Below are 2423 nucleotides of genomic sequence, written 5' to 3' on the forward strand. Positions count from 1 at the left end.
TGGAGACACACGCCGCCGACATGCGCGACCTGGCCTTCTCCATGATCCGGGTGCTGGCCGACGACGGCCAGCCGGTGGGCCCCTGGGCGCCGGCGCTGAGCGCCGACGAGCTGATCGGCGGCCTGCGCACCATGCTGGTCACCCGCGCCTATGACGAGCGGATGTTCCGCGCCCAGCGCCAGGGCAAGACCAGCTTCTACATGCGCTGCACCGGCGAGGAGGCGGTGGCCGCGGCCCAGGCCATGGCGCTGGAGCGCGGCGACATGTGCTTTCCGACCTACCGCCAGCAGGGGCTCCTGATCGCCCGCGGCTACCCGCTGGTCGACATGATGTGCCAGATCTATTCGAACGCCCGCGATCCGCTGAAGGGCCGGCAGATGCCGGTGATGTACTCGGCCAGGGACTTCGGCTTCTTCTCGCTCTCCGGCAACCTCGGCACCCAGTTCAGCCAGGCGGTCGGCTGGGGCATGGCCTCGGCCTATTCGAACGACGACAAGATCGCCGCGGCCTGGATCGGCGAGGGCTCGACCGCCGAGGGCGATTTCCACTACGCCCTGACGCTCGCCTCGGTCTACCGGGCGCCGGTCGTGCTCAACGTGGTCAACAACCAGTGGGCCATCTCGACCTTTCAGGGCATCGCCAACGGCGCCGAGGCGACCTTCGCCGCGCGCGGCATCGGCTACGGCGTGCCGACGCTGCGGGTCGACGGCAACGATTTCCTGGCGGTCTACGGCGCCACCCGCTGGGCCGCCGAGCGGGCCCGCTCGGACCTCGGCCCCACCCTGATCGAGCTGGTCACCTACCGGGTCGAGGGCCACTCGACCAGCGACGATCCCTCCAAGTACCGCCCGGCCGACGAGGCCAAGCTGTGGCCGCTCGGCGATCCGGTCCGCCGGCTGGAGCAGCACCTGCTCCACGCCGGCGCCCTGACGGAAGCCGACCTCGATGCGCTCCGCGCCGAGGCCAAGGCCGCGGTCCAGGCGGCGGGCAAGGAGGCCGAGGCGATCGGCGTCCTGGGCTCCGGCCAGCGGCCGAGCGCGGCCACCATGTTCGACGACGTCTACAAGGAGCAGCCCTGGCACCTGCGCCGCCAGCGCCAGCAGGCGGGCGTCTGACATGGCCTCGATGACCATGATCCAGGCGCTGAACTCGGGCCTCGACGTGATGCTGGCGCGCGACCCCAACGTGCTCGTGTTCGGCGAGGACGTCGGCTACTTCGGCGGCGTCTTCCGCGTGACCGAAGGCCTGCAGGCCAGGCACGGCCTCAAGCGCTGCTTCGACACCCCGATCACCGAGGGCGGCATCCTGGCGGCGGCGGTCGGCATGGCCGCCTATGGCCTCAGGCCCGTCGCCGAGATCCAGTTCGCCGACTACATCTATCCGGCCATCGACCAGCTGATCTCCGAGGCCGCGCGCCTTCGCTACCGCTCGGCCGGACAGTTCACCGCCCCCATCGTCGTGCGCACCCCCTACGGCGGCGGCATCTTCGGGGGCCAGACCCACAGCCAGAGCCCCGAGGGCCTGTTCACCCACGTCGCCGGCCTGAAGGTGGTGGCGCCGTCGACGCCCTATGACGCCAAGGGCCTGCTGATCGCCTCGATCGAGGACGACGACCCGGTGATCTTCCTGGAGCCGAAGCGGCTCTACAACGGCCCCTTCGACGGCCGCCACGACCAGCCGGTGAAGCCCTGGTCGCAGCACCCCGCCAGCGAGACGCCGGAGGGCTATTACAGCATTCCGCTGGGCGAGGCGGCGATCGTGCGGCCCGGCGCTCAGGTCACGGTGCTGGCCTACGGCACCATGGTGCACGTCGCGCTGACTGCGGCCGAGCTCAGCGGCGTCGACGCCGAGGTGATCGACCTGCGCACGCTGTGGCCCGTCGACATCGAAGCGATCACCGCCTCGGTGCGGAAGACCGGCCGCTGCGTCATCGTCCACGAGGCGACGCGGACCAGCGGTTTCGGCGCCGAGCTGTCGGCGCTGGTCCAGGAGCACTGCTTCTACCACCTGGAGGCGCCGATCGAGCGCGTCACCGGCTGGGACACGCCCTATCCGCACGTCTTCGAGTGGGAATATTTTCCGGGCCCGGCCCGCGTGGCCGCAGCGCTGCGCCAGGTGATGGAGGACTGATCCGATGGCGGAATATGTCTTCCGGACACCCGACGTCGGCGAGGGCGTGGCCGAGGTGGAGATCGTCGCCTGGCACGTGAAGCCCGGCGAGACCGTCGCCGAGGACCAGCCGCTGGTCGACCTGATGACCGACAAGGCCACCGTCGAGATCACCAGCCCCGTCGAGGGCCGGTTGGTCTCCGCCGCCGGCCAGCCCGGCGACAAGGCCAGCGTCGGCTCGGTGCTGGCGGTGCTGGAGGTGGGCGCGCAAACCGCTCAGGAAGCTGCGCCCGTCCCCGCCCCTGCCAAGGAAC

Annotated in this window: 3 protein-coding genes; all 3 read left to right on the forward strand. The window is 70.7% G+C overall.

Features of this window, described 5'->3' with window-relative positions:
* On the forward strand, positions 1-1115 hold a 1115-nt coding region (locus VJS38_RS11090), incomplete at its 5' end, for a thiamine pyrophosphate-dependent dehydrogenase E1 component subunit alpha (RefSeq protein WP_324088208.1).
* A 1-nt stretch (position 1116) separates the two neighbouring features.
* Positions 1117-2130, forward strand: coding sequence for an alpha-ketoacid dehydrogenase subunit beta (locus VJS38_RS11095; RefSeq protein WP_324088209.1), 1014 nt, complete (start codon positions 1117-1119; stop codon positions 2128-2130).
* A 4-nt stretch (positions 2131-2134) separates the two neighbouring features.
* Positions 2135-2423: biotin/lipoyl-containing protein (locus VJS38_RS11100; protein ID WP_324088210.1), on the forward strand; the 289-nt coding region annotated here is incomplete at its 3' end.

Origin of the sequence: Phenylobacterium sp. (assembly GCF_035276905.1) — a bacterium.
Classification (GTDB): Bacteria; Pseudomonadota; Alphaproteobacteria; order Caulobacterales; family Caulobacteraceae; genus Phenylobacterium.

What these genes read in the sequence shown, in the direction of transcription:
- VJS38_RS11095 (WP_324088209.1), top strand. Translation starts at nt 1,117, where the DNA reads ATGGCCTCGATGACCATGATCCAGGCGCTGAACTCGGGCCTCGACGTG.